Below are 19849 nucleotides of genomic sequence, written 5' to 3'. Positions count from 1 at the left end.
GCCGCTGATCGTTTTTTACATATGGGTTTTACATAAAGGTCTGTACCGCCGCATCTGCGGAAGAACGGTAAAAGTTCCATCCGCTTACCGGTCCAGCCTCACCAAATCCGCATAGCTCTCCCGCTCAATCACCACACGAGACTCCCCGTCCTTCACAAATACAACGGCCGGACGCGGAATCCGGTTATAATTATTTGCCATCGAATACCCGTAAGCCCCTGTACTGAACACAGCGAGGGTATCACCGAAATTAACCGGCGGCAGCTTCAGATCCCAGATGAGCATGTCGCCTGATTCACAGCACTTACCGGCAATGCTGACAAGCTCCGTGCATTCCTCATTCGGACGGTTCGCCAGCACGGCATGATATTTCGCGCCATACAGTGCCGGACGCAGATTATCGGTCATGCCCCCATCAACCGACACATAGGTACGCACGTCCGGGATGATTTTCTTCGAACCGACCTTGTACAATGTGGTACCCGCTTCCGCCACGATACTGCGGCCAGGCTCGATCCACACTTCCGGCAGCGGATAACCGTTCTCACCAAAGCTTTCCTTTACGCTGTCCGTGATCGCCTTTACGTACTCGGAAATCGGCAGCGGCTTGTCATCTTCCGTATAGCGGACCCCGAATCCCCCTCCGATATTCAGGACAGGCAGCGTGACCTCACAATCCAGCCTTATTCCCTGAAGGAAATCCGAAAGCACGGTGATCGCCTGCTGGAATCCGTCCAATTCAAAGATTTGTGAGCCGATGTGGGAGTGGATCCCGAGCACCGTATAATTCGGCTTGCACAGGGCGATTTGCATCGCGCGGTCAGCCTGGCCGGTCGAAATTCCGAAGCCAAACTTCGAATCATCCTGACCTGTCATGATGTAATCATGGGTATGGGCTTCCACACCCGGCGTCACGCGAAGCAGGATATTCACCTGCTGCTCACGCTCCTTCGCCAGCTCATGCAAAAGCTCCAGCTCAAGGAAACTGTCAACCACAAAGCAGCCGATCTCAGCATCAAGCGCCATCTCGAGCTCTTCCTCGGACTTATTATTCCCGTGAAAATGTATCCGCCCTGCCGGGAATCCTGCTTGAAGCGCTGTGTACAATTCCCCTCCGGACACAACATCCAGCGACAGGTCCTCCTCTTCTGCAAGTCTTACCATTTCCTTGCACAAAAACGCCTTGCTCGCATACGCGACCTGGAACCCGAGTCCGCTCTCGATGAACGCCTCGCGGAACGCGCGCGCCTTCCCCCGGATCATTTCCTCATCATATACCATCAGCGGCGTGCCATACGCTGCGGTAAGCTCGCCCGTACTCATTCCGCCGATCTCCAACTGTCCCTGTACATTCGTTTCCATTGCTGTCATATCGAATCTCCTCCTGAAAATCCCTCCGAAAAAACACAAAAAAACCGTATGAAGCGATGCTCATACGGTTTCCTGATCAAAACGAAGAACGTTCTGAAGAATTCTGTATTAACATCTCTTCAATAGTTCTCCACAACGTGACCATTGTGACAGTCTGACACTTATTCAATGCCAGCCCAACAGGAAACCGATTGGCTATTTCCCGTTTCGGCGATCTGCCTTTCACTTCCCATCCCAGGATCCATCATCCTCAAGGTAGCTACTCCTCATTCTCGCGCCTCTATTATCAGAGAGTAAGTTTATAGTTTTGTATGGCAACTATACCATCAGGGTGGAAAAATTGTCAATCTATTAAAGCTATATTCTTATTTTGATCCTTATCAGGCGGCCACCCCTTCGATCGTAAAGTGAATACTCTCAACCATTCATCCAAGGAGCGCTTCCTTCACATATTCCGTTATTTCCTCTTTCACTTCTTCAATCGATTCATCTAACAATTCACCCGTAATTTTACTTCCCGGCAACGCTTTTGATATCGGCACACCAAATAAAGAACGTTCACACACCCATATTTTTATCACATGCAAATCAATGAGCTCCCCGCCCTTTTCAGCAATGCCGACTGAAAGCGACGAAGTGTATCCAGGCGTAAAAGGGTTTGTACCCTCCTTTTCGAACCGAGCCTCAAAGTCCAGATCCTTTTCTTCAATAACAGGTATGTACTGATCTGCCACTCTTTCAATGAAATCCATTAATACTCGTTCCGTCCGTTTGATCTTCACTCTAAGTCCTTCATTAAAATCCTTTTGCTGATATTTCATAAATGGATCTCTGCCCTTCCGATAGGAATACATGAATACATTCAACACATTTTGATAAAATCCTTCTTGGACTGAGGATTATAGCAGGTACAGTCTATGTGGTGCTAAGTCTCTGAAAAAAGTATGATACAAGCTAATTTATTTATCTATTGAGTTGGTTTGCACCTAATTGGGAAAGAATGCAGTAATTGAGTCTAGAAAAATGTCCCCAGCAAGCCTTAAATTGATTAATTGAACCGTAATCCTGTTTATTGTTCCGATATTAAAATTATTGCACCCAAATCCCGTTTATTGTACCAGTTCTTGAATAATTGTTCCGGAATCCAAATAATTGTTCCTCTTGTCCAATTTTCTCTATCTAGCCCCACATAAGAACAGTGGACGGTCCAACTCTCCCACTCATCCAAAGTGGCAGCTCCACCCTGCCAGATTACACGCAAAATGACATTTATCTACTCCACGTGCCGGCTGGACAACCCTCAATGTCGACCTTACCATGATCAATCACCAACCTGAATATTTTTCTGAAAATTCACTTTTCACAACCCAAAAACCATCATACAATAAACTTAACCAACAAAAAGGAGGCTGTTCAAATGAGAAACATGACTGCTGTTGTAACCGTACAAACATATAAGGGTGGAACGCCTTTTTAACGTTACGGTCTTCCCCCTTATATGTGTTCAGTGAAAAAACACAATAAAGGGGTACATTATGCATTTTCCAGTTAAGAAATTTCTTTCGTATTATAAGCCGTATATCAGAATGTTCATGGTGGTATTGGTCTGTGCGCTGATCACTTCTTCGCTCACCCTCGTCTTTCCATTGCTCGTCCGTTATGTGACGAAGGACGTGCTTCAAGCGGGGCTATCGACGGCTTTTGTTGATGTGCTGTGGGTAGGCGGATTGATGGTCATTCTGGTGATTGCGCAGAACATCGGAAATTATGTGGTCGATTACAAAGGGCATGAGATCGGGGCGCGGATGGAGAGCGATATGCGAAGCGAGTTGTTTTCCCATATGCAGAAGCTTTCTTTCAGTTTTTATGATAAACAAAAGACGGGCCAGCTGATGACCCGGGTGACGAATGATCTATTGATGGTATCCGAGCTTTACCATCACGGTCCGGAAGATTATGTGAAGTATCTTGTCCGGTTCATCGGCGCGTTTGTGATCCTGCTTTTCATCAATGCGCCTCTTACGCTACTCGTGTTTTGCTTTTTTCCGGTCCTCGGTTTCTTTTCGCTGTATTTCAATAAGAGACTGAACCGGGCGCTGACCGATAACAAAGAACGGATCGCAGATATCAATGCGCAGGTGGAAGATACGTTGTCAGGGATCCGCGTCGTCCAGTCATTCGCCAATGAACCGCTCGAAATCAATAAATTCAATAGGGAGAATCATCGTTTTCTCGAGAGCCGGAAAGGAACGTATAAAGCGGAGGCTTACTTCTATAACGGGACGGAAGCATTCATTCAAATGATCACCATCACGGTCGTCATTGCCGGGGCCATCCAAATCGTGAACGCATCGCTTGATCTGCCTGACCTCATTACGTTCCTGCTCTATATCGGCTTCATGGTCGAACCGATCCAGCGGCTCACGCACATGAGCACCCAGTTCCAGGAAGGGATCACAGGCTTTCAGCGGTTCATCGAAATCATCGACATGAAACCTGCCATCAGGAATGACCCTGGTGCGAAAGTGATTCCGCAGGTCGATGGACATATCCAATTCAGGGACGTCTCTTTTCATTACGACACTTCCATGAACCCTGTTTTCGAACATCTCTCTCTTGACATTCACCCGGGCGAATATGTAGCCTTCGTCGGCCCATCCGGGGTTGGAAAGACGACTTTGAGCTCCCTGATCCCCCGATTTTACGATGCAGCGGAGGGTGGTATTTTTATAGATGGCGAGAACGTCAAAGACTTGGATCTAAAGTTCCTCAGAACCAACATCGGCATCGTCCATCAGGATGTCTACCTTTTCTCAGGGACCGTCATGGAAAACATCCGCTACGGCCATCCGGAAGCGACCGATGAAGAAGTGTTGGCAGCTGCAAAACGGGCCAATGCCCACGAGTTCATTACACGCCTGCCTCAGGGATACCATTCAGAAATCGGGCAGCGCGGCGTCAGATTATCCGGCGGTCAGAAGCAGCGCCTCAGCATCGCCCGTGTGTTTCTGAAGAACCCGCCCATCCTCATTCTCGATGAAGCCACGAGTGCTTTAGACAACGAGAGTGAAAGCATCGTGAAGGAGTCCCTGGATACGCTGGCAAAAGGAAGAACGACACTCGTGATCGCCCATCGCTTATCCACGATCAGGAACGCCGGCAGAATCGTCGTCTTATCAGACGGAAGAATTGTAGAAGAGGGTACACACGAAGCTCTCCTTGAGAACGATGGCCCATATTCGCAGTTATATTCCAGACAGTTTGAAGTGCTGGGGTAAATGAAAAGGGCTCTCCGATTTTTTAATCGGAGAGCCCTTTCCTTCTTAATCCCTTCACCGACGGGACGGCCAGGAACCCTGCATTTTTCGAAGCTGTATGATTTGACCCGTATGGTAGGCATCATGAAGGAAGATATCCAGCAATTCCGCTTCAAGCGACTGTTGATCAAGCTCCTCCACTGTCATTTCACTGAGTCTCTCCCTTAACCGCAGATGAACGGCTTCAGCACGTTCAACGACCTTCCTCCAGTCTTCTTCCTCACGAGTTTGTTCAGTCAGATGGAAGTTTTCATCTCCGCTGAGATGCTGTGTCCATTCACGACCCTCCATCTTCGCGACAAGCCTCTCTTTGTAATAAATGAGATGGTTCACGTTCTCCCAGATTGATTTCGCGGCCTCACCCGCCGGCTTCCATCTTGCCTGCTCTGCCGTGATTCCTTCCATGCCATCTTTAAGCGGAGCAAACCAGCTCTCCTTCTCAAACGTCGAATCAAGCACATTAGTCAGTAATTCAATCCGATCCACAACCATCGCCTCCTTGATTTTTTCAAGACCTGCTCCGATTACGATTATTCGTATAACCAATTCGCCAGTCTGCCATAAAAATCCTGCCCGTGATAAAAAGCCCGTCCCCCACTACGGTAAAACTTTACCGTAACGCGGGACGGGCCTATAATTGGTCATTGAGCCCCTGGACGAATAATTCCACCCTTCGTCCGAAGGATTGTGCCCTTATTTTCACGGATTCTACCCTTCATTCAAATAATTGCTCCTCATAAAACATTTATTGTGCCCTTCATTCAAATAATTGCTCCTCATAAAACATTTATTGTGCCCTTCATGTCGAATAATCACTATCTCATTCCTCTTGAAAGATTCAACCTTTCGAAATCGGGTAAACTATCTTCACCAACTATTGAAGACTCTATAAATATGAAACGAAAGTGAAGATGCCCCTCCCTCTCCCACACTGAGAAACTACATAAAAAAATAATCCAATCTTCTTCCTTGACATTTTCACCAGCTTATATAATAATGAATATCGAATTAGAATTATTATAAACTATTAATAATTCTCAATCCCACATACTACATTTAGGAGGAATTTACATTATGTCTTTAATCGGATCAGAAGTAAAACCATTCACAGCACAAGCATACAAAGATGGTGAGTTCATCACTGTCACTGACGAAAGCCTGAAAGGTCAATGGAGCATTTTCTGCTTCTACCCTGCAGACTTCACATTCGTATGCCCTACAGAACTTGAAGACCTTCAAAATAACTACGAAGCTCTTAAAGAGCTTGGCGTAGAAGTATATTCCGTTTCTACAGATACTCACTTTACACATAAAGGCTGGCACGACAGCTCAGAAAAAATCGGTAAAATCAAATATGCAATGATCGGGGATCCATCTCAAACAATCTCCCGCAACTTCGAAGTACTTAACGAAGAAGAAGGTCTGGCTGACCGCGGTACATTCATCATCGATCCAGATGGTGTCATCCAAACAGTTGAAATCAATGCAGGCGGCATCGGCCGTGACGCAGATATCCTAATCGGCAAAATCAAGGCTGCACAATATGTGCGCAAGAACCCAGGTGAAGTTTGCCCGGCTAAATGGCAAGAAGGTTCTGAAACACTTAAACCAAGCCTTGACCTAGTTGGTAAATTATAAGAGGAGTGCAGTAAATCATGCTCGAAGCAGATATTAAGGCACAATTAGAACAGTACCTGCAAATGATGGAAGGCGATATCGTCCTGAAAGTCTCAGCAGGTGAAGATGATACTTCAAAGGACATGCTGGCTCTCGTCGAAGAGCTGGCTTCCATGTCCTCTAAAATTTCTGTTGAAAAAGCCGAACTTCCAAGAACGCCAAGCTTCAGCGTGAATCGTGCCGGAGAGGAAGATACCGGGGTCCATTTCGCCGGTATCCCGCTCGGACACGAATTCACATCATTGGTGCTGGCCCTTCTTCAAGTCAGCGGCAGACCGCCGAAAGTTGACCAAAGCGTCATCGATCAGATCAAGAGCATTAAAGGCGAACATCACTTTGAAACGTATGTCAGCCTGAGCTGCCACAACTGCCCTGACGTCGTACAGGCCCTGAACATCATGAGTGTGCTCAACCCGAACATCACTCACACGATGATCGACGGCGCCGCGTACAAAGAAGAAGCAGAATACAAGAACATCATGGCCGTTCCATCCGTTCACCTGAATGCTGAATTCTTCAGCGGGGGACGTACGACGCTTGAGGAAATCCTTTCAAAAATCGTGGAAGGTCCTGATGCCGATGAGCTTTCCGGCAAGGATCCATACGACGTCCTTGTTGTCGGAGGCGGACCGGCTGGTTCCAGTGCGGCAATCTATGCAGCACGTAAAGGAATCCGCACCGGTATCGTAGCTGAACGCTTCGGAGGACAGGTCCTCGACACGATGAGCATCGAGAACTTCATCAGCGTCAAGCAGACAGAAGGTCCTAAGCTTGTCGCAAGCCTTGAAGAACACGTGAAGGACTACGGCATCGACGTCATGAACCTTCAGCGTGCCAAGCGCTTGGAAAAGAAAGACCTGATCGAGCTTGAACTTGAAAACGGCGCAGTCCTTAAAAGTAAAAGCCTGATCATCTCGACAGGTGCCCGCTGGAGAAACATCGGCGTCCCTGGAGAGCAGGAATTCAAGAACAAAGGTGTGGCATACTGCCCTCACTGTGACGGACCATTATTCGAAGGAAAAGACGTGGCGGTCATCGGCGGCGGTAACTCCGGTGTCGAAGCAGCAATCGACCTTGCCGGTATCGTCAACCATGTAACGGTGCTTGAGTTCAACTCTGAACTGAAAGCCGACGACGTCCTGCAAAAACGTCTTCACAGCCTTCCAAATGTAACGGTCATCACGAACGCTCAGACAAAGGAGATCACCGGAACTGACAAAGTGAACGGGATCACCTATACTGATCGTGACACACACGAAGAACACCACATCGAGCTGCAAGGTGTATTCGTCCAGATTGGTCTTGTTCCAAACACAGACTGGCTTGACGAAACCATCGAACGCACACGCTTTGGTGAAATCGTGGTCGATAAGCACGGTTCTACAAGTCTTCCAGGAGTATTCGCTGCCGGAGACTGTACAGATAGTGCCTACAACCAAATCATCATTTCAATGGGATCAGGAGCGACAGCCGCTTTAGGCGCGTTTGATTATCTCATTCGGAATTAATGTAAAAGCCGCTATCCTGCAGTTATGCAGGATAGCGGCTTTTTTGCGGGTCATGGGGACAGGTCCCTTGTCCCATTTTCATCTGATGCACTGGGTTAACCACAAGTGAGCCACAGGGACAGGTCACTCGTCCCATTCCTCCTAGGAACCATGGGCTGAGATCCCACACCTTCTGACTACTGAACTATAACCCTCCACTATTTACAATCACAAGAAGGCTTCCCTGGCACCTCCCCGCTCGAAGGATAGATCCGTTTTTGGCGGCACTGCTCTTCAAGTGCAGAGATCAATAAGTTTTGAACGGCCATGGATTGCAGTGTTTCGAACTCTGGAAACGCCAGGTTTTTTTCTTCGAGAGGATCGGCCGTTAAGTTATAAAGCTCATACTGTTCCTGCACAGGTATCTTCTTTGTTTTGGTGATGCATAAGGAGCATTCTGTATCGGATGAGGCATTTGTTTGAGATACTTGGGTCGTCGTCACATCCTCACAGCCGGGATCACTCCAGAATTGAGGGTTATCAAAGTAGCGCGTGAGCTTCCATACTTCTGACGCTCCGTCTTTCCCTGTTGAAAGATTCGTGATGATTGCTTCCGTATGATTCGGCTGGACGACCGATGTATACGGTCTTCCTGTGGCACTGACTTGATTCAGTCCACGGGTGAAGTCATCATCACTCATAAAATAAATCGGTTCGTCAGACCGGAAGAACGTTTCCTTCCCTCTCAGTAAAGGAGTGAGATCCCTTCCGACCAGCGAGTGTACTTCGGTGTGGTCCTTCCGCATTTTCCTTTGTGCCCTAGCGGGGTCGATACCTGCAAGGCCCAGCATCGTTGGCAGGATGTCGACGTGACTCGTGATCATCTCTGTCTGCCTGCGTTCCGGAAACAGTTTTGGATTATGGATGATAAGCGGGACATGGATGGATTCCTCATAGGTGTTATACCATTTCTGGAACAGTCCCCCGTGTGCCCCCAGAAGTTCGCCATGATCGGATAGAAAAATCACGATGGTGTCTTCATAGAAAGAGGATTCCTGCAGCGCCTGAAATACCTTCAGCATATCTTGGTCGGCCTGCTTTTGCAGCGAGTAATACAATTGCCTGTAAAACAGGCTGTCCCGTAACGGCTGCAGCGCTTCTTGGTAGGTAATCCGATAGCTTTCCTGGGCGGATGGCTTCGTATGGAGGGACTCTTTGGCCGTTGGTGCAGGCGGGATATGGGGGACGGATGGATCGACTTTAAAATCAAACAACGGACTCAGCTCTGAAAAAGCACCGAACAACGCGATATCATGTGGATTGACAAACGAACACATCATCAGCCACGGGGATGGCTCGGAGCTTTCCGCCTCTTTTTCAAGAGAATGGATGAGATCAACTGCTTCCTCGGCATAAATGACATCACGCCCACTCACACCGATCGCTGCCGACGACCCCGAATTCCGCGGAGACGAACCATGGGGCTCCGGCCCGATCCATCCTGAAAACCCGAAACCACCCAGACGGTCGGCTTCTTGATACTTCTTTACACTATCAGGGTCCGGTACGCCAGTTGCTGTATAGCTCGGAAATGCATCATTGGTACCTGGGATGATGATATCTTCATCTGAGGCATGCCATTTCCCCTTCCAGAAAGTGCGGTACCCCGCTGTCCTGAAATAATCACCAAACGTCGGAACCGTATTCGGGTCAAGCCAAAACATATCCGGATCAAAGGCCGTTTTGGCAGCGCCGCTTGTCTGAGTGACACCATGAAGCGAAGGATACTGCCCTGTATAAAATGTGGCCCTGCTCGGTGAACACGCTGTACTTCCGGCATAATGCCTGGTAAACTCGAATCCATTCTGTTTCAATAACTCCTGGGCAACCAGGTTGGTTCTCTGCCACTCTTTCAATTCTTCGTTTTCATAGACAACCGGATAACGTTCCTGATCCACCATGAGAATCAGGAAATTGGGCTTTTTATGAAATGAACGGCTTTCCTTCTGCTCCGAACGATCCTTCTTCATATCAATACCTCCAATAGCCAAAGGGAGTCGGAGTAGCAAACATTGAGCTCTCCATTATCACTACTATGCGGAGGGTATGGACGGTATAACCAGCGGAAAGGCTATCCGGTGTAAAAGTGATACTCCCTTGGAAGCCAAGGGGACAGGTCCCCCGGCCCATTTTCACCGGCTACTTCCATCTCTCCAACTTATGAAGATTTCTCACAAACATCCCCGACAAAAACTTCGGAACACCCATTTCAATACATTTCCCTTTTACGAACTGCTTCATCTCATCTACAGAAATGTCTTTCTGTGTAAATTCCCCTTCTTGATAACAGTGTTTACAATACATCGAACTCTTTTCAAGATCCTTTTCCGTTCCGCGCTCCTCTTCCTTTTTCAATGGCATGGCGCAGCTCTGACATTTTTTATAAGCGTTCATGACTTCTCCTCCTCTTCTTTTCTAAAAGATACCACATATATCCAATTACCTTTATAGGTACATGGCACCCGCTCTGGAATACAACTGGTGCCTGACTCCGAAAATCATCGGGATCAGGCACCAAGCTTTACTATTTATTCTTCCTTCTATATAAATCCATCGACTTATAGCCTTCAGCCAGGACTGTCTCCATATCCTTCAATCGTTTTTCCTGCGTCTCTTTTCGTTTCGCACTATAGACATAGCGTGCCCAATCCTTCTGGTATCCCGGTGTGAGACCCGAATAAAGGGCTGAGACTTCATCATTATTGGCGAGATAGTGTTTGATATCCTCAATATGATCAATGTAATCATCGACACACTGACTCTTTTTTGTGCTGGCAGCCTTTTTCGCTTTCTTCGGCGCTGCCTTCATGCCTACCACCGTAAACACATCATTCAGGCTGATCATCCTTGAAAACTTCAGATTGCTTCCATGGACGTAACCTTCTTCATTATAATGCTTCTCATTGTAGATGCTGTCCCGGTCTATGTATTCATCATACTTCGGGTTGTTCTTTTTAGGATAAGCGAAGTATAGATATCCGTTGTCCTTTACTAATTGCTTATCGGCAACTTCCTTCAAACGAGCTGCAAAATCGTCTAGATTGAAGATAAAAATAAAGACGAGATCATAAGATTCTTTTTTTATAGAAGCATCATATTCAGTTGATTGAAAGTCATCGATGTCCTCAGGGAGGTTAAGAATGAGTTTCTCTGGATATTTGCTGAAATTCAATTTTTCGGAAACCGGTTTGGTTGAATTCATGACATAGCCCCTTTTCACCTTTTCTACTACTCTTTATTTCCAATTATAAAAGATATAGCCGTACCATGGGGACAGGTCCACTGGCTCATTGGGCCAAGGGACCTGTCCCCTCGGCTCCGTTCCGGGAAGCAGGCAAATACCTCTCTACTCCCACTTAAACACCCAGCTGGCCACCATAAACCCGCCAACCAGCCATATTCCTAAAATAAGCGTCTCTGTCCCCAATGCTAAAATCGAGGTCCCGAGATTCATCGTTTCCCGGAGTGCAGAGGTCAGGTGAGCGATCGGCAGCACCTTCACAACCGGCTGGATGAGGTCCGGCATATTGTTGATCGGGAAAAAGACTCCTCCGAGGAATAGAAGAGGGAACGACACAAAGCCCGCAATCGGCCCCGCACTTTCCGGATTCTTCGCCATCCCGGCAATGATGAAACCGAGTGCCATGAACGCAAGCGTCCCAAGGACGATAAAGAAAATCAATGCCAGCCACGATCCGGCGACATTTATATCAAAAATAAGATTGGCGATGAGCACGACGAGTAAAGCCTGTGTCCCATTCAGCAAAAGGCGCGCCGAAATCTGGGCCGCGATGAACGTCGACGCTTTCAGCCTCGTGCCCTGCATCCGTCGGAGGATCCCGCGTTCACGCCACGCCGAGATCTGCCCCGCGACACCGTTCATGTTGTTGCTCATGATCATCATCGCGACGATACCCGGGACGAGGAAGTCGATATAGCGGATGTTCAGCGCCTCGATCCCCACTTTTTCGATCGTCACCAGCGGCTTGTAATCGACAAGGTCCTTGCTGTATTGATCGATGATCCCGTTCACCACCGTGAGACCGAGCTCAGCAGTGGTCAGATTTTTCTCGTTGTAGTAGACAGGAACGGAGAAGGCCCCATCCCGATCCTTGAGGCTGTCCCCATAACCTTTCGGGATTTCAATCAAGAGCTGGATATCACCGTTTTCGACGGCTTCCTTCCCTTTTTTGGTCGTATCATAGTCAGCTGTTTCGATCCCCTCATTTTTATAAAATAAGTCTTTCAATTCCTTGGAGGCATCTGTTTTGTCCTTGTCGACCACCCCCGCCGTCAGAGAAAGGGAATTCCCTCCACCCACGAAGGATCCGAGCGCCACCATCAGGATGACCGGGAAGAGCAGCGTGAAGAACAGGACCTGCTTGTTCCGGGCAAAAATGCGTAATTGTGCCAGCGTCAATTGCCAGTAAGCTCTCATGATTCACGCAGCCTCCTTCCTGTCATATGGATGAACACATCCTCAAGTGTCGCCTGACGGGTTTGCAAATCACGGATTTCCAGCCCGTGCTCGGAAGACACTTCGATGAGCGACGTCAGCGCTATCTGTAAATCGTCTGTATACAGCTGGACGAACGTATCCTTGACCGCCGCTTCTTTGACTCCGTCCATTTTCATGAACCACTCCTGTTCAGGGGGATCATTCAGATAAAACTCTACGGTACTAGCAGACTGCAGAGTTTTCACAAGATTCGCCGGCGTATCGAGCGCGATCAGCTCTCCCTGATCCATGATGCCGATGCGGTCGCAGAGCACATGGGCCTCATCCATATAATGCGTGGAGAGGATCACCGTCTTCCCCCGCTCCTTCAAGCGAAGCACGATGTCCCACAGCGTCCGCCTTGCCTGCGGATCCAGTCCCGTCGTGGGCTCATCGAGAAACACAATCGCAGGATCATGAATCAGCGCGAGTGCAATCGCGAGCCTCTGTTTCTGGCCGCCCGACAGCCCCTTGATCCGGTCCTTCCGCTTCTCGGTCAGGAGCATGTCTCCGATCAGTCCGTCAATATCCACATGACTCGGATAAAAGCTCGCATATAAATGAACGATTTCCTCCACCTTCAACAATTCAAACAACGAGGTCGACTGAAGCTGAACCCCGATGACCTCTTTCACCTTATTCACGTCTTTCCTGACATCATGGCCAGAAAGGCTTGCCGTCCCCCCGTCAGGCTTCCGGAGGCCGACCAGCATCTCGATCGTCGTCGTCTTCCCGGCCCCATTCGGACCGAGCAAGCCGAAGATCTCCCCTTTTTCCACTTGGAATTCGACCCCATTCACCGCCGTGAACGTGCCGTATTTCTTCACAAGATTCTTTACATCAACCATTACTTCTTCAGGCATAACGAGCCTCCTTTTTTTAAAAATGCATAAGCGTCCCCCACACAGTTGCTTCCGGGCGTCCGGTGAAGCGCTCTTTGACTTCAGCGGACGAACCGAAACGCCTCGAGTTGGCAGGGCGCTGGAGCAGTACGATGAAAAAAGATACCGCCCAACAGCGAGCGGTCCCTTCTCAATTATCTATACCCGATGATGGTCCCCACGCCAATTCTGTACAGCCTTCTTAATATCTTTCGGTGATAAATTCTCAGTTATCGCACGTTCCACCAAACCAGGAAACTCTTCGTCCGGCGCAAAACGCAGCGCAACCACCTGCTTTACGGTCAGACCCCCATCAAGTGCTTTCCCCGTCAGACGATAATGACGGAAATTCTCCTCATTCCGGATCACCCGGTCCTGCAGCTGCAGTGCATATAATCTCAGTTTAGCCACGATCAATACGAACGTAACCGCAGCAAGCAGCACGATGAAACTAAGGAGTGTCTCAGTGCCGACATTCTTCACAAAAAACGTTATGGACAGAATTAAGATGAAGACTGTTAAAAGTGCAATCCCATAATGATAGACAGGATCGATCTTACTGTGATTTTCATAGTTTTGCTGTTTCATATGTACCTCCTGAAAGTGATAGTTTCATTATATACCAGTTGACCGGCGCTTGGAGAAAAGTGACAAAAAAAGAACACACTGGTTTGGTTCAAAACCTCTGATAAAGCGGCCATATGGGTTTGTTTTTTTATGAAAAATGGGTAAACCATGATGAATCCAGCTATGGATCCTGAATTCACTGGTGGAATCCGGACAGGCATAGGGATCAATAATTTATAATTGCGTCGGAATCCACATTATTGCGCCACTTCTGCGATCATTGCGCCAATATAGAATTTATTGCTCTGGTTTCCTGTTATTTGCGCCACTTCCCCAAATAATTGCGCCTATTGTCGAAAATTCCACAACACAATCTCATCAATAAAAGGCCTGTCCTTTATCACATTAAAATGATAAAAGACAGACCTTTAGACTTCTATACAAGCCCCTGTTTCTTAGTCGAAATCACTACCGGCTCTACACCGTAAACGGCGGGATATACCGCCCGTCGATATCGGTGAAACCGTATTCCTTGGCGAGGTCGCCTGCCTTTAGCACCTGTCCGCTTTTTTCCATCACATCGGGATCCATGGCGAGAGCGGTGATGGCACGTCCGATATAGTGAGGCGTCTCGGTTTGCTTCAAGTCCTCATACTCCATCCAATTCTCCTCATCCGCTCCAAAATGCTTCAATACAAGCTCTGTTCTCATGAATCCGGGGGAAACGGCAAGCACGGCAATGCCTTCCTCTCTTAATTCTTCTGAAAGACCATACGCCATGCGGACGAGTGCGTTCTTGGCCAGGTCGTAATAAAACTGACCGGAGTACTTTCCTTCGTCCCAAAATGTCGTGTGAACGATCAAAGCTTCAGGGTTCTCACTAAGCAGCGGGATCGCATAATGATTCGTCGCCAACTGAGCCCGTACACCCGCGGTGAACATCTTATCCCAAATCGCAAGGGGCAGCTCCCAAAAAGCACCCGGTTCGACTCCGATATCATGCGCTCCCCACACGTTATTCACAAGAATATCCAGTTTTCCCTGCTCGTCCCGAATCTGCTCTATGACAGCTTCCGTTTCCGCATCAATCGTATGATCACACCGGACCGCAACCGCTTTGCCGCCGGCCGCCTCGATTTCCGCAACCGTGTCATCGACCGTACCCGGCCAGTTATTCGTTGCGTTCCCTCTCGTGCTCCGTCCCGTCACATATACTGTCGCACCCGCTTTTCCAAGTTCAATGGCGATCCCCCGCCCGGCTCCCCTGCTTGCTCCGGTGACGAGTGCAATTTTTCCAGATAATGATGTCATGTCTTTCATTCCTTCCATATTCAAGATACTCTCATTATACTGATGTATTCTTGACAACAAGTGTCATATTTACTTAAATAAATGTCATGAATGACTTTTTTTATAAAAAGCCCTAACAAAGCGGATATACGTCTTATGCAACTCCATTCGAAAAAAGAAGAAAAAGGTGATATCAATGCGAGGCGACAGACTGATCTCCATCCTTCTATTATTGCAATCACACGGCAGAATGACCGCGGGAGAACTCTCAGAGAAACTTGAAGTATCAGAAAGAACCATCTACAGGGACATGGAAGCCTTGAGCGGGACAGGCATCCCTGTTGTTGCAGAGCGCGGAAAAAACGGCGGGTGGTCGTTATTGGAAGACTACAAGACCGACTTGACCGGTTTGAAGGAGTCTGAGATACGGACTCTGTTCCTTTCTCCATCAGCGCACTTACTCGAAGACCTGGGGCTGACCCGTACATCCGAAGAAGCCAGAAACAAACTGATCGCATCCCTCCCCTCCAGCTATCGCGAAAATGCTAAAGACGTCTGGAACCGCATCCACATCGACACGCGATCATGGCGCAGGCAAAAAGAAAAAGCGGCATCATTCGAAGTACTTAAAAGAGCCATTTGGAAAGAACACAAACTGAACATCACCTATCAGCGTGCAGACGGGCAAACCGACGACCGCATCGTGTCACCGCTCGGCCTCGTAGCCAAAGGAGACCTCTGGTACATGATCGCCGCCAAGGAAAATGGCGACATCCGGAATTACCGGGCTTCACGCATACACCATGCCGAGCCTGTCAATGAAACATTCGAACGACCGGAACACTTTGACCTCGCCGAATACTGGAATTCTTCAACCCAAGCCTTCATCAAAAATTTACCGAGCTACGAAGTGACGGTCGAAGCCGCTTCAACAATCGTATCGAGACTCACCTTCACAGGCCGTTTTGCACGGGTGATCAACATCGCAGCTGAGAACAAAGCCGGCTGGGTGCCCGTTACGCTTTCGTTCGATACGGAAAATGAAGCAGCCGCCTATCTGCTTGGTTTCGCTGACATGGTAAAGGTCATCGAACCGGCCGGACTGCGCAGCAAGATCCTGCAAATGGCTGAGAAGACGGTGGCGTTCTATAGGCGGGATGAGTGATGATTACTCCGGGAGAAAGGTTGAAGTTTTTAAAAATTTCGGCAAACTCCCCTCCCGGCACCATTATGGCAGCTAAAATAGAGTAAAAGTACTGATTTTGACTTGGACAGCAAATATGTGGCTGCCCCTTGGCTTCATGACAGTTTTTTTATAGGAATTTGCAATGTATCCCATATAATTGTTCCGGTATCCACATTATTGCACCGCTTTCTAAATAATAGATCCGAAATCCAATTTATTGCACCGCTATTTAAAAAATTGCACCTGAATCCAATTTATTGCACCGATTGTCGAATTTCCTCGTCCGTGCTCCCTCCATAGACTAAACCTTCTCGACTTAACCAACGAAAATAGCACCCCGAACCAAAATGGAAATATTATCTATATTCTTCCATATACTTAATGTTATGATAACACTAGAAACGCCACACACACGGCAAGACACACACCTGCTTTTACCTAAATCGGTTTAAAAAAGGAGGTCTTCACAATGGTTTGGTTATTCGTTCTCATTCCACTTTCCTTCATGGCCGGAGTCGTCATCATCGGCAGCATCAAAGAGCACTTCTTCTCCCAGGGCTATCTCTCCGGCGACTGCTACGACACTCACAAAAGCGAAAAGTACAACGCCGTTTGCCGCGGGGAGGGCAATCATTTGAAGTTCTGGACGGGCGGCCGGTAATAACCTCCCAAATGGTAAAGTGACTTTGATTAAAAAAGGGCATCGATAGTATGTGATGCCTTTTTTACATCCAACTTTCAACACCACCATCCAGATTGAACAGATAAGGTTACGGGTTGTTTACCGTATCCGTTATAATAGATAGATCAGACCAATGAAAGGAGCGAGTGAAATGACGTACGAAGAAATCATGCAAAGGCTTGAGGAGCTCGGGACGGAGCAGACAAAGCGGATTTACATGAATCATGGTGTAAAGGAACCGTTTTTCGGTGTGAAGATCGGGGATATGAAAAAGCTTGTAAAGTATGTGAAAAAGAATCATGAATTAGCTCTCCGCCTGTATGATTCAGGTAATCATGATGCAATGTATTTGGCAGGTCTGTCGGTGAATCCTAAGCTGATGTCGAAGGAGACGCTGAAGGATTGGGCAGGGAAGGCGTATTGGTATATGCCTGCGGAGTATACAGTGGCCGGGGTCGCAGCGGAGAGTGAGTATGCACTGGAGCTTGCGCGCGAATGGATCGAGTTGGATGAAGAGATGATGGCAGTGTGCGGCTGGAGTACATATGCGAATGTTTTATCGATTACCCCTGATGAGGAGCTTGATCTGGATGAGATCAGAGGACTGCTGAATCGGGTAAGGAATTCTGTCCATGATGAACGGAACCGCGTACGCTATGTGATGAACGGGTTCGTCATTTCAGTCGGAAGCTATGTCCCGGCATTGCATGAAGAGGCAATGGATATTGCAGAATCGATTGGAAAAGTTCATGTGGACGTGGGGAATACCGCATGTAAGGTGCCCCTTGCTGCGACTTATATCAAGAAGATGGCTGAGAAGGATCGAGTCGGGGTGAAACGAAAGACGGTTATATGCTGATACCATTCACTTCCTGACCTTATATAATAAAACACCTCCGCAATTGGAGGTGTTTTTTATCGATTAAACCTTAAAATCAATATGACTAGTTGAGGGATTTTGCCATTCCCTGAACCATGTCGTTCGTCAACAGTTCCGCGTTCATCAACGGTGACCACGCTTCGACCTTGAAATTGTGCTTCTTGCAAAACTTGCGTACTTCTGCATGACCTTGATCCAACCTCTAAAACAAAAACCCCCGCTTTAGTCACTTCAATCCATCAATCCGCTTCGTCAACGCCAGAAACCGAGCATCCAATTCCGCATACTCCGCATCCCCCGGCACCATAAAACTAAGCCGCCCCAACACTTCCTGCCTCTCCGTCTCTAGCTTCAACCGCAATTCCTCCACATCATCGCGCTCCGGAGCCGCCTCACTCAGCTGCTTACGGATCCGTCCATCCTCGATTACCAGCTTCATATTTGTCGTCTTCTCCACAAAATACCGGTCATGGGACACAACGATCAATGTACCGTTATATTGATCCAGCGTCTTCTCCAGCTGTTCGCGCGACGGCAGATCGAGATGGTTTGTCGGTTCATCGAGGATCAGCACGTCCCGTTCCTCCAAGATATATTTCATCAGCTTGCACTTCACGCGCTCGCCCATGCTCATATCCCTGATCGGTTCCCGCCACTGTGAAGCCATAAAGCCCAGGTGCTTCATGAGAGTCTGCACCCTGCCCCGCTCCTCGAATGTTTCCTGATGGAAAAGCTGCTCAGGCGTCTCATCAAGCGGCAGGTCGAACACCTCTTGCGTCAGATAGCCAATCTCGGCAGAAGGCGACATCCACACGTCACCGTCAGCCACTTCCTGACCCATGATCACCTTCAACAATGTCGTCTTCCCGCTCCCGTTCGGACCGGCTATCGACACCTTATCACCATGCCCGATCGTGAAATTGGCGTCACTGAACAATGCGCGCCCGTCAAACGACTTCGAGAGATCCTTCACTTCCAGGAACCGTTTCCCCATCTTGTGAACGGAATTGATCGAGAATCTCACCTGATGATCCTCTTCCACACGCTCGACCTTCGCCTTTTCAAGTTCCCTTTCTAGCCGTTTCTGCTTCGATTTCACCTGGCTGTCCGTCCGTTTCGCCTGCACACGGTAGTACTCCTTGTATCCTTCCTGCTTTGTCGACTGGGCATGTGCCTTCTGCGACCAGGAAGTGAGCTCCCTCATCTGATCCTCGATCCGCTTCACCATCTTCTGCTGCTTCTCGTATTCCCGCTGCTGGGTCAGCCGTTTCTGCTCCCTGGCCTCCATGTAGCTAGAATAATTCCCCTTATGCTCGATCATCCTGCCATGTTCGAGCGACCAAATTTTCGACACTGCTTCATCTAAAAAATACCGGTCATGCGATACGAGTATGATTGTCCCTCTGTATTCCTTGATCTGTTTCGTCAAAAGCTCTAAACTTTCCTGATCCAGGTGGTTCGTCGGCTCATCCAAGAGAAGAAGGTCTGCATTCCAGGCAAACCCTTTCGCTAGCCTCGCCTTCAGTTTCTCCCCGCCGCTCAGCTGCGAAAAGTCATGCGGGGGCACCTGCCACTTTTCCAGAAGCTTGACTTCAGCAGGCGTCACGACTCCAGAAGAATACTCCTCCATTTCCTGCACCACCATGTTTATCGTCAACCCACTCTGCAGCCAGCCTACCTGACCTTCCGTCGGTTTGATATCACCATGAATCAAGTTCAAGAGCGTCGACTTACCCGTCCCATTCCGGCCGATGACCCCGATGACATCACCTTCCTGAACACTTCCATTCACCCCTTCAAACAACTTCTGATCCACAATCTCATATCCCATACTCAATAATTTTAATAGTTCTCTCATACAATCTTCCCCTTTCCTAGAAAAGCGCAAGCGCCTTGTTCAGCCCCGAAAAGCGTTGGAGGGCCGACCGGTGAAGTCGCTTTTTGACTTCATTG

Annotated in this window: 17 protein-coding genes and 1 riboswitch; of the genes, 6 read left to right on the top strand and 11 right to left on the bottom strand. The window is 48.3% G+C overall.

All coding sequences use genetic code 11. From position 1 onward, the window contains the following. Positions 1-84: 84 nt before the first annotated feature. Both lysA and ACUXV2_RS02075 read right to left on the bottom strand, forming a co-directional pair. The gene (gene lysA, locus ACUXV2_RS02080) at positions 85-1371 is read right to left on the bottom strand and encodes a diaminopimelate decarboxylase (protein WP_446245412.1); all 1287 of its coding nucleotides are present in this window, start codon (positions 1369-1371) and stop codon (positions 85-87) included. Between the two features lie 115 nt (positions 1372-1486). Beyond that, a riboswitch (Lysine riboswitch) is annotated at positions 1487-1662 on the bottom strand. 134 nt (positions 1663-1796) lie between these two features. After that, positions 1797-2192 carry a hypothetical protein gene (locus ACUXV2_RS02075; protein ID WP_446245411.1) on the bottom strand — a complete coding sequence of 132 codons (396 nt, stop codon included), beginning with the start codon at positions 2190-2192 and terminating at the stop codon, positions 1797-1799. A gap of 714 nt (positions 2193-2906) precedes the next feature. Here ACUXV2_RS02075 and ACUXV2_RS02070 point away from each other — a divergent pair. After that, positions 2907-4649, top strand: coding sequence for an ABC transporter ATP-binding protein (locus ACUXV2_RS02070; protein WP_446245410.1), 1743 nt, complete (start codon positions 2907-2909; stop codon positions 4647-4649). Positions 4650-4703: 54 nt separating this feature from the next. Here ACUXV2_RS02070 and ACUXV2_RS02065 read toward each other — a convergent pair whose 3' ends face one another. After that, positions 4704-5174: a DinB family protein gene (locus ACUXV2_RS02065; RefSeq protein ID WP_446246983.1), complete on the bottom strand. Its 471-nt coding sequence runs from the start codon at positions 5172-5174 to the stop codon at positions 4704-4706. Between the two features lie 588 nt (positions 5175-5762). Here ACUXV2_RS02065 and ahpC point away from each other — a divergent pair. Together ahpC and ahpF are read left to right on the top strand one after the other, a co-directional pair. Next, positions 5763-6326: an alkyl hydroperoxide reductase subunit C gene (ahpC, locus tag ACUXV2_RS02060; RefSeq protein ID WP_446245409.1), complete on the top strand. Its 564-nt coding sequence runs from the start codon at positions 5763-5765 to the stop codon at positions 6324-6326. Between the two features lie 14 nt (positions 6327-6340). Further along, complete coding sequence (ahpF, locus tag ACUXV2_RS02055; RefSeq protein ID WP_446246982.1) at positions 6341-7873, top strand: alkyl hydroperoxide reductase subunit F; 1533 nt, start codon at positions 6341-6343, stop codon at positions 7871-7873. A 197-nt stretch (positions 7874-8070) separates the two neighbouring features. Here the strand turns inward: ahpF and ACUXV2_RS02050 are convergent, their stop codons facing one another. The 7 genes from ACUXV2_RS02050 to ACUXV2_RS02020 form a co-directional block, all read right to left on the bottom strand. After that, positions 8071-9882: a sulfatase-like hydrolase/transferase gene (locus ACUXV2_RS02050; RefSeq protein ID WP_446245408.1), complete on the bottom strand. Its 1812-nt coding sequence runs from the start codon at positions 9880-9882 to the stop codon at positions 8071-8073. Between the two features lie 169 nt (positions 9883-10051). Next, entirely contained in the window at positions 10052-10306 is a 255-nt protein-coding gene (locus tag ACUXV2_RS02045; protein ID WP_446245407.1) for a zinc ribbon domain-containing protein, read from the bottom strand. 130 nt (positions 10307-10436) lie between these two features. Next, positions 10437-11114 carry a YdeI/OmpD-associated family protein gene (locus tag ACUXV2_RS02040; protein ID WP_446245406.1) on the bottom strand — a complete coding sequence of 226 codons (678 nt, stop codon included), beginning with the start codon at positions 11112-11114 and terminating at the stop codon, positions 10437-10439. 144 nt (positions 11115-11258) lie between these two features. Next, a complete protein-coding gene (locus ACUXV2_RS02035; RefSeq protein WP_446245405.1) occupies positions 11259-12350 on the bottom strand; it encodes an ABC transporter permease in 1092 nt (363 codons plus the stop codon). Beyond that, a complete protein-coding gene (locus ACUXV2_RS02030) occupies positions 12347-13273 on the bottom strand; it encodes an ABC transporter ATP-binding protein (RefSeq protein ID WP_446245404.1) in 927 nt (308 codons plus the stop codon). Before ACUXV2_RS02030 ends, ACUXV2_RS02035 begins: the two co-directional genes overlap by 4 nt. Positions 13274-13450: 177 nt before the next feature. Then, the gene (locus ACUXV2_RS02025) at positions 13451-13879 is read right to left on the bottom strand and encodes a DUF6526 family protein (RefSeq protein WP_446245403.1); all 429 of its coding nucleotides are present in this window, start codon (positions 13877-13879) and stop codon (positions 13451-13453) included. A gap of 456 nt (positions 13880-14335) precedes the next feature. Further along, positions 14336-15169: an SDR family NAD(P)-dependent oxidoreductase gene (locus tag ACUXV2_RS02020; RefSeq protein WP_446245402.1), complete on the bottom strand. Its 834-nt coding sequence runs from the start codon at positions 15167-15169 to the stop codon at positions 14336-14338. Between the two features lie 175 nt (positions 15170-15344). Between ACUXV2_RS02020 and ACUXV2_RS02015 the strand changes: the two genes are divergently transcribed. The 3 genes from ACUXV2_RS02015 (at position 15345) to ACUXV2_RS02005 (ending at position 17875) form a co-directional block, all read left to right on the top strand. After that, positions 15345-16313: a helix-turn-helix transcriptional regulator gene (locus ACUXV2_RS02015; RefSeq protein ID WP_446245401.1), complete on the top strand. Its 969-nt coding sequence runs from the start codon at positions 15345-15347 to the stop codon at positions 16311-16313. A gap of 490 nt (positions 16314-16803) precedes the next feature. Then, on the top strand, positions 16804-16995 hold the full coding sequence (locus ACUXV2_RS02010) for a hypothetical protein (protein WP_446245400.1): 192 nt from the start codon (positions 16804-16806) through the stop codon (positions 16993-16995). 172 nt (positions 16996-17167) lie between these two features. Continuing rightward, positions 17168-17875 (top strand): DNA alkylation repair protein, encoded by a 708-nt coding sequence (locus tag ACUXV2_RS02005; protein ID WP_446245399.1) that lies wholly within the window; start codon positions 17168-17170, stop codon positions 17873-17875. Between the two features lie 247 nt (positions 17876-18122). On the opposite strand, the gene abc-f is transcribed toward ACUXV2_RS02005, so the two are convergent. Next, positions 18123-19754, bottom strand: a complete 1632-nt coding sequence (gene abc-f, locus ACUXV2_RS02000) for a ribosomal protection-like ABC-F family protein (RefSeq protein WP_446245398.1) — start codon at positions 19752-19754, stop codon at positions 18123-18125. Positions 19755-19849: the final 95 nt, after the last annotated feature.

This window comes from Rossellomorea sp. NS-SX7 (assembly GCF_052828565.1).
This window is presented reverse-complemented; position numbering and strand designations above follow the sequence as displayed.

Coding starts and splice junctions, on each gene's coding strand:
- ACUXV2_RS02075 (WP_446245411.1), bottom strand. CDS start 2,192: ATGAAATATCAGCAAAAGGATTTTAATGAAGGACTTAGAGTGAAGATC.
- ACUXV2_RS02020 (WP_446245402.1), bottom strand. CDS start 15,169: ATGACATCATTATCTGGAAAAATTGCACTCGTCACCGGAGCAAGCAGG.
- ACUXV2_RS02070 (WP_446245410.1), top strand. CDS start 2,907: ATGCATTTTCCAGTTAAGAAATTTCTTTCGTATTATAAGCCGTATATC.
- ACUXV2_RS02050 (WP_446245408.1), bottom strand. CDS start 9,882: ATGAAGAAGGATCGTTCGGAGCAGAAGGAAAGCCGTTCATTTCATAAA.
- ACUXV2_RS02045 (WP_446245407.1), bottom strand. CDS start 10,306: ATGAACGCTTATAAAAAATGTCAGAGCTGCGCCATGCCATTGAAAAAG.
- ACUXV2_RS02035 (WP_446245405.1), bottom strand. CDS start 12,350: ATGAGAGCTTACTGGCAATTGACGCTGGCACAATTACGCATTTTTGCC.
- ACUXV2_RS02040 (WP_446245406.1), bottom strand. CDS start 11,114: ATGAATTCAACCAAACCGGTTTCCGAAAAATTGAATTTCAGCAAATAT.
- ACUXV2_RS02005 (WP_446245399.1), top strand. CDS start 17,168: ATGACGTACGAAGAAATCATGCAAAGGCTTGAGGAGCTCGGGACGGAG.
- ahpC (WP_446245409.1), top strand. CDS start 5,763: ATGTCTTTAATCGGATCAGAAGTAAAACCATTCACAGCACAAGCATAC.
- lysA (WP_446245412.1), bottom strand. CDS start 1,371: ATGACAGCAATGGAAACGAATGTACAGGGACAGTTGGAGATCGGCGGA.
- abc-f (WP_446245398.1), bottom strand. CDS start 19,754: ATGAGAGAACTATTAAAATTATTGAGTATGGGATATGAGATTGTGGAT.
- ACUXV2_RS02010 (WP_446245400.1), top strand. CDS start 16,804: ATGGTTTGGTTATTCGTTCTCATTCCACTTTCCTTCATGGCCGGAGTC.
- ACUXV2_RS02025 (WP_446245403.1), bottom strand. CDS start 13,879: ATGAAACAGCAAAACTATGAAAATCACAGTAAGATCGATCCTGTCTAT.
- ACUXV2_RS02015 (WP_446245401.1), top strand. CDS start 15,345: ATGCGAGGCGACAGACTGATCTCCATCCTTCTATTATTGCAATCACAC.
- ACUXV2_RS02030 (WP_446245404.1), bottom strand. CDS start 13,273: ATGCCTGAAGAAGTAATGGTTGATGTAAAGAATCTTGTGAAGAAATAC.